7 protein-coding genes are annotated in these 7,626 nt (G+C 50.7%); 2 read left to right on the forward strand and 5 right to left on the reverse strand.

What is annotated here, in order from left to right; translation table 11 throughout:
* A partial coding sequence (locus PPL9_RS30790) for a class I adenylate-forming enzyme family protein (RefSeq protein WP_082597194.1) occupies positions 1–1,189 on the reverse strand: 1,189 nt, incomplete at its 3' end.
* 116 nt (positions 1,190–1,305) lie between these two features.
* On the reverse strand, positions 1,306–3,168 hold the full coding sequence (locus tag PPL9_RS30795) for an extracellular solute-binding protein (RefSeq protein WP_057466285.1): 1,863 nt from the start codon (positions 3,166–3,168) through the stop codon (positions 1,306–1,308).
* Positions 3,169–3,468: 300 nt separating this feature from the next.
* Between PPL9_RS30795 and PPL9_RS30800 the strand changes: the two genes are divergently transcribed.
* Positions 3,469–4,083, forward strand: a complete 615-nt coding sequence (locus tag PPL9_RS30800; protein WP_057466286.1) for an invasion associated locus B family protein — start codon at positions 3,469–3,471, stop codon at positions 4,081–4,083.
* A 114-nt stretch (positions 4,084–4,197) separates the two neighbouring features.
* Here the strand turns inward: PPL9_RS30800 and hspQ are convergent, their stop codons facing one another.
* From hspQ to PPL9_RS30815, 3 genes are all read right to left on the reverse strand, one after another.
* Complete coding sequence (gene hspQ / locus PPL9_RS30805; RefSeq protein ID WP_057466287.1) at positions 4,198–4,530, reverse strand: heat shock protein HspQ; 333 nt, start codon at positions 4,528–4,530, stop codon at positions 4,198–4,200.
* 212 nt (positions 4,531–4,742) lie between these two features.
* A complete protein-coding gene (locus tag PPL9_RS30810; protein WP_057466288.1) occupies positions 4,743–5,780 on the reverse strand; it encodes a CoA ester lyase in 1,038 nt (345 codons plus the stop codon).
* Positions 5,781–5,982: 202 nt separating this feature from the next.
* Positions 5,983–6,876, reverse strand: coding sequence for a lipid A biosynthesis acyltransferase (locus PPL9_RS30815; protein WP_057466289.1), 894 nt, complete (start codon positions 6,874–6,876; stop codon positions 5,983–5,985).
* A gap of 201 nt (positions 6,877–7,077) precedes the next feature.
* Between PPL9_RS30815 and PPL9_RS34645 the strand changes: the two genes are divergently transcribed.
* On the forward strand, positions 7,078–7,626 hold a 549-nt coding region (locus tag PPL9_RS34645), incomplete at its 3' end, for an AEC family transporter (protein ID WP_244273516.1).

Below are 7,626 nucleotides of genomic sequence, written 5' to 3' on the forward strand. Positions count from 1 at the left end.
GGTATCCGGGCGCTGTTGTCGAAACTCCCTGTGAATATTCCTCATTTATTTCAACGGGATCAATATTAATGAGGCACGGGCCGTGGGTGGATGTGCTTGGGGCAAACTGATTGCCCGGAATGAGCGGGACAGGCTCCTCAGAGGTTCCTCGCAAATGTGCCACCAGTGCATATTCATCCAACACATGGAGGTCTGTTACGATGCCTTTGGCTTTGTATTTGGCAGGTGTTGGAGAGGTGATTGCCCATGTGGCAACGGTGTTTGTTTTCCAGCCTTCCAAGGCCCCATCGATGTGAGACGCAAGCGGTCCAGGGGTTAAAATATAATTTGCCTCAATGGAGCGTGCGTGATCCGTTAATGTGGATAAAGCATGTGGATGGTGGAGATGCAGCGTCCCTTCGCTCAGTAGCCACGGGACCAAACCGGCGCCAATTCCGGTAATTCCGCACAAAATATACGGCAGCAAAATCCGCGCACCCGGCTCTAGTCTTGTCTCAAGAAACGGCATGAGGCCTGTGGAGACCCAGTGGTTATGGCTGCGCGGGATTGGGCTGATTTCGGACCCAGAGTGAACCCAGGTGAGTGTGGCGACGTGATTGGCAGGTGCGCCGTCCCGTTCTACCACCGGCTCCGGGAAGGAATCCCCACTCTCAGCCAGCATGGGTGCCATATCGATGAGGCCGTCGGGAATGTCGCTGCCGAGGCCAAAAACGAAACGCAGAGAGAAAAAGTCAGCGGCAGCGTCGCGCGCTTCTTCGCCGAGCATGCGGGTTTCAACACGGTCTGCTGTGATCAGTGCTTTGGCATCTACTGTGCTGAGTGCGCGTAAAATCTCAGAGTGGCGCCAGTGCAGCGGGAAGGGGGAAACAATCAGGCCAGCGCGCAGAGCTCCAAGAATGCAAAGAACATTATCGACTGTATTGGGAGATTGGAGGCCCAAAATGTGGTCGGGTTCCATCCCTACAGCTGCGAAGAAGCCAGCAATTCTGCTGATTTCCTGCTCTGCTTCGGCATAGGTCAGGTGGCGTGGCTTGCCGCCTGTCCATGTTTCTCTGTCGGGTGCATCGACCAATGCCAAGCGGTTTGGATGTTTTTGCGCAGCACGCCGGAACAGCATATCAAGAGTGATATTGCCCCAAACTCCAGTTGTGCTGTGGTTTGCAATGGCATCGGTATTTGACAGTATCATTTAAGGTAAGTCCGCTAAGCGACTGAGAAATTAGAGATTCGACAAGTTGGTTAATAGACACTTTTGTTGAGTAGGCTGCCTTCATCAAGAACGCAGCCTAATTTTTATGTGTTTATCTACTCTTTAGGTGCATCCCACCAGTTGTCGAACTGCATGCCGTAAAGCGGTGATTGGGCTGGATGCTCAACGGTTGTCCATCGTGCAACCCACTCAGCAGGGGCGTGATAGAGTGGAATTGCGTAAAAGCCCGAGATCAGAACACGGTCAAATGCGCGGACTGCGGCTACAAACTCCTCACGGGTACGGGCCGCGACCATGGCATCGATCAATGCATCGATTACAGGTTCTTTTGCGCCAACGATGTTTCTGGAGCTCTTGGTGTCTGCTGCCTGAGATGACCAGCGCGCATATTGCTCACCACCGGGAGAAAGGGAAGCAAACCAAGTGTTGAAGAGGGCATCAAACCCAAAAGATGCGCGGCGTTCTTCGAACTGGGCGGCGTCGGCGGTTCTTACTGAGATTTCGATACCCAGAAGTTTGGCTGTGCGCTGCAATGCAAGAGCAACTTTCTCTTCGTCCTGAACGCGAACAAGAATTTCAAAGCTGAGCTGCTCGCCGGATTTTGCGTTGATCAGTTTGCCTTGATCAAGTTTGTAGCCAGCCTGTTTGAAGAGGCTCAGTGCGTCGCGTAGTACCTTACGGTCACGTCCTGACCCATCAGCCTCGGATGGACGCCATGTTCCTGCCAGAACCTCGTCTGTGACCACATTCGGGTATGGTTCAAGAAGTTTCTTTTCCAACTCGTTCGCCGGGCGCCCAATGGAGGACAGTTCGGAGTTGTCCCAATATCCGTCTGTACGTTTGTACAGTCCGTTGAAGAGGGTTCTGTTGATCCATTGGAAGTCCAACAGCATGCCAAGAGCTTGGCGGACGCGTTTGTCAGAGAACTGGGGGTGACGGGTGTTGAACGCAATGCCGGTCATGCTCGGTGGCGTGCCACGTTCAAATACGTCTTTGACAACCTTGCCTTCTTCAAATGCAGGAAAATCACCCGCATTCTCCCAAAGGCTTGGATTGCCATAGATGAGCGCTTCTGTGTCACCTTTGCGGAATGCTTCCTGCAAAGCGTTATAATCTCTGAAGTAATCAACGGTCACTTCATTGAAGTTATCGAAGCCGATTTTCTGTGGCAGAACTTTTGCCCAATAATCGTCCCTGCGTGTGTAGGTGGTGCGTCTACCGGGGTCGATTTCAGAGAAAATGTAAGGGCCGGTTCCGATTGGCGGTGTCAGCGTGGTGTTGCCGAACGTTTCAGGATCAGTTGTGCGGCTGTTGAAAATAGGGGCCAGAGCAATGAGCAGTGGAAGCTCGCGGTCGCTGCCATCTTTAAAATGCAGTTTTACAGAATGTGCCCCCGTCTTTTCGAACTTGACGACTTTGCCATACCAACGCGCATAAGGCGGGCGGCCATGATCGCGGATGGTTTCAAGAGAAAAGATAATATCTTCAACGGTTAACGGGTCACCGTTGGAGAATTTTGCTGCAGGGTTCAGGCGAAATTCGATCCAGTTTCGCTCGTCCGGCATGCGCACAGCTTCAGCAAGGTGTGCATATAATGTGAATGCTTCGTCATTGGTGCGAAGAAGGAGGCTCTCCAGAATGAAGGAGCCCATCTGACGTTCCTTCATGCCGCGTGCGGATGTCCATGCCCCTTTGAGGGCAAAGGAATTGAGACTATCAAATGTACCTTGAACGCCGAGAGAAAGACGACCGCCTTTAGGAGCTTCCGGGTTTGCATAGGGCAGGTGAGTATAATCTGCTGGCAGCGCAGGTTTCCCATGCATTGCAATGCCATGGCTCCAAGGAACGGTATCCTGAGCCAGTGCAGTTGAACAAGCTAATGTTGCCATACCGGAAATGACAACAAGCCCTTTCGTAAAATTGTTTATTCCATTCACATAGGATCGGAATTTAGTCATTAGAATTTCTCCTAGGGCGTCCGCAGAAACTAGCAATAATACGATTCTGAGGAAATTTCAGCCTACGAGGCTTTGGAAAAGGACAGTAACCACCCCAATCTATAGGTGGAAAAATGGTTCCGAGGCGTTTAAAGAGTACATAAGTAGCATTTAACAGAAGCGTTGCCTTTTTTTCAGCTCTGTTCTGAGTATGCTTGGCGCCGAACAAGCAGTCAAAACACTGTTGAACTTAAAAAATGGTTGCTGCGTAATTGCCGGAGGCATCGTTTTGCACCGGATCAAACTTTGAGGAAATTTGGGATGGCCGTTAATTTTAAGGGCGTTCTGACTGGTGGGATTATTGCAGCAATGGCCGCTGTTGGCTTTGCAGGCACCAGTGTTGCACAGAATGCACAGGCAGACGATGCTTGGGTGAAAGTTTGTAACACTGATCCTAAATCCAAGAAAGAATTTTGCCTTATCACACAAGAACTGCGCACGGACACAGGCCAGTTCCTAGCTCAAGCTGTTGTGCGTGAAGTGACCGGCGAAAGCCGCAAGTTGCTGCACCTTGCTGTTCCTCCAGGAATGCTGATTCAGCCTGGTCTTCGTGTACAGGTTGATGGTGGCAAACAGTCTGAAGCTAAATATACAATTTGTTTTCCAAACGCTTGTATTGCCGAGATGGTTATTGATGACACCTTCATCGGTGGCCTGAAAAAAGGTGGCAAGCTGATCATTACTACGTTGAACCAGCAGGGTAAGGCACGTCCATTCGACCTTACTTTGAAAGGGTTCACCCGTATTTATGATGGTGAAGCTATTAAGCCTGAAGAACTCCAGGCAAAGCAGGAGCGCCTGCAGTCTGAACTTCAGAAACGTGCTGAAGCCGCTCGTCAGAAGCTGATTGAGCAGCAGCGACAAGCAAACCAGTAATTTGGTTTTCGCTTTAAGAATTAAAAAACCCGAAGGAGTTTTCCTTCGGGTTTTTTATTGATCTGATGATTTTAAAAAGATGCGGTTTCCATGAAGAAAATTCAGGAACCGGCTTTAATGAATTTCCACATCCTTGACGATGTAGTCTCCATCGGTGGTCTCATCAAAAAACTCATCGACCTGCGGGTGTCTCACAGGTTCGCCACTGTCGTCTTTTTCCAGATTCTGCTCCGAGACATAAGCAATGTATTCACTCTCAGCGTTTTCAGCGAGAAGGTGATAAAAAGGCTGGTCCTTGCTTGGGCGTGCTTCTTCGGGAATTGACTCCCACCACTCTTCTGTATTGTCGAATGTGGGATCAACGTCGAAGACTATGCCACGGAACGGGTACAGGCGGTGACGTACGACCTGTCCAATTCTGAATTTCGCGGTTCTAATTGTCTCCATAATCCACCAAGCTTTCGAAGATACTGTATCTTGTCAGGGCGCCTTAAAGGTCATGCCATGCGCTTATTGTCAAGCTATATAGCGCAGCAAAGAGGCGAGAGGCAGCACAAACCGATCAAAATGTGACGTTTGGGGATGAATAGCTCCTCACATTTCATTGATATGCACATCCGCATGGTTGAAGAGCGGCGCCGACCACTCTTCAGGATTGATTATTGGAAAGATTCTGCCAAATCCGGGTCTTTGGAGATGACCAGATCAGCTAGGTCACAGATCACCTTTGCCTGTTTCCACGTCGCGTCATCCTGCATTTTCCCGTCCAGCATCACCGCGCCGGTGCCATCTGGCATTGCTTCCAGAATTCTGCGAGCAAATTTCACTTCTTCCGGTTCCGGTGAGAAGACTGATTTTGCAATGCCGATCTGGCTTGGATGCAGGGTCCAGGTTCCAAGACAGCCCATGAGGAATGAGTTGCGGAACTGGGCTTCACATGCGGCTGGGTCGCTGAAATCTCCGAAAGGTCCGTAGAAGGGTTTAATGCCTGCAGCAAAGCATGCATCTACCATTTTGGCTACAGTATAGTGCCATAAGTCTTGCTGGTAGCGTGTGCGCGGTGCGTCACCGTCGGCATCTGCGAGCACCTGATAGTCAGGATGGCCACCGCCAACGCGAGTTGTCTTCATGCCGCGGGAGGCCGCTAGATCTGCTGGGCCGAGGCTCATGCCATGCATGCGCGGGCTGGCTGTGGCGATGGCTTCTACGTTGTTGACGCCTTCAGCCGTTTCCAAAATGGCGTGGATCTGGATCGGTTTTGTCACACCTGCCTTGGCTTCGAGCTGAGCGAGCAGCTGATCTAGATAGTGAATGTCCCATGGGCCATTCACTTTTGGCAGCATAATCACATCAAGCTTGTCACCGCAGCGGGTCACGATTTCGGTAATATCATCCAGAACCCATGGGCTCTCCAGCGAGTTGATGCGCGTCCAGAGCTTTGTGGTGCCAAAGTCATTGTCGTTGGCCATCTGGATGAAGCCTTCGCGGGCATTGAGCTTTTCGTCGGCTGGGATCGCATCCTCCAGATTGCCGAGAATTACATCTACTTGTGAGATTATCTGCGGGATCTTTGCACGCATCTTTTCGATATGCGGGGGCACGAAGTGGATCATGCGCTCCAGTGCGACAGGCGGCTCAGCAAACGGTGTTGGGGCACCAATGGCCAGAGGCTTATAATAGGAACGATAGGTTTTCATCTGGCTAGCTCCCTCCCGAGCCGAAATTGAAATTCAGAGGGGAGTATACAGAATATTGTGCGGTGCAAAATCAGCTCTTTGGGCTAAGTCCTGAAGCGGTCAGCCTTTCGTTAGAACTGATTGTAGGGCTTTAGCTTTTGCCGGAGCGTGTCTTAAATCTAAACCAGCTCCGGCATTTGTGAGATACACCGTGGGGAGCTGGCTAAATCCACTTCTTCATGATCCACATCCACTGGGAGGGCTCTTCGCGGATCCATTCTTCGAACTGATCGTGCACTGCCTGCGTTGTGGTGATGGCATCCTGTACACGGTCTTTGGTGCGAGCGACTGGAATTTCTTTGGCAATGATATCGAAGCGGGAGCCTTTTTTGCGGCGAGCAACCACAGCGATGAGACGCTTGTTCATGGTGCGGGCAAGCGCAGCTGGAATGTGCGTTGCTGCTGACGGTTGCTTGAAGAACTCAATTTTGACGCCACGATGGTCACGTACGTCTGCGACGAAGGCAACAGAACCCTTTTTACGCAGGATTGAAATGATCTTTGTGCCGGTGTCGTGGCCTTTGCAAAACAGGCCAAGCTTATAAATAAAATTGCGTTTTTCGACCAAATACCCTTCAGAGTAAGGGTTCTTCAGTTTTTGATAGACACCAGCGAGCGGAAGACCAAGTTCCTCGGCTTTGTCGGAGACAACCTCCCAGTTGCCGGAGTGCATCGTTACAAGAACGGCGCCTTCACCAACCGAGGGTTCAAAGACCTCTGGATTTACGTAGGTGACGCGGCTCGGATCTTTGTGGATTTTGGAAAGTAAAACGGTTTCAGCAGAGACACGACCAAGGTTTTCCCACATATCCCGGATAATTTTATCCGCTTCATTGAGCGTCATTTCCGGGTAGGCAGCCATGATGTGCGCTTTGGCACGAGCATGCCTATGGGTCATGGGGGCGATCAGACGCCACATGTTTCCCATGAAAGCGGAGGACCAATCCAGCGGCATAGAGCGCAGAATTCCGCCGATAAATCTTAGAGCCAGCCATTCAGCACGAAAGCTGAGCTTCTCGCGACGTGTCAGTGGGCGACGGGATTTTTTAGCTTTCATATTGGCCTTTGGGCGGATGGAGCTTTCCAGTTCCGTTTACTCGCATACTATAGTGTCGTAGTTGCCGGTATGCCAACCTCTGTAGAATGGCTATATACGCTCAACTCGGACATGGTGATTAGCCAATCAGCATTTCAAAAGCAACTCATTCTCCAGTTGGATGCGGAGAACACTAAAAAATTGCATGGGGAAATGGTTTAGATGCTCAATGTTGTTAATTTGGCAATGCCATTTTTCTTGCTCATCTTCCTGGGGTTTGTTTCTGGTCGCGGTGCGAAACTCTCACGAGAGGGTTTGTCATGGATGAACTTTTTCGTGATCTATCTGGCTCTGCCTGCGCTGTTCTTTCAGTTGCTCTCTGAAACGCCGCTGGAAGAACTTGCCACCTTTGACTTTGTCGCAGCGACCACATTTTCCACCTTCGCCATGTTTGTGCTGGCTTATGCTTTTGCGCGCTTCATATTGCGCGGCAGTATCGGTGAGGCGACTGTGCAGGCACTGGTTGGTTCCTATTCCAACATTGGTTACATGGGGCCGGGCGTTACGCTTGCTGTTCTTGGGGCAGGGGCGGCGGTGCCGACGGCTTTGATCCTGTGTTTTGATACAATCTTGTTGTTCATTCTCGTTCCCATGATGATGTCGATTGGCGGGGCGCGGAACATTAAGTTTGGGCCTTTGGCCTTTGAGATTTTCAAGAAGATCATCACTCACCCGTTTATTCTTGCGGTGTTTGCGGGAATCCTGGCTGCT

Origin of the sequence: Pseudovibrio sp. POLY-S9 (assembly GCF_001431305.1) — a bacterium.
Lineage (GTDB): Bacteria > Pseudomonadota > Alphaproteobacteria > Rhizobiales > Stappiaceae > Pseudovibrio.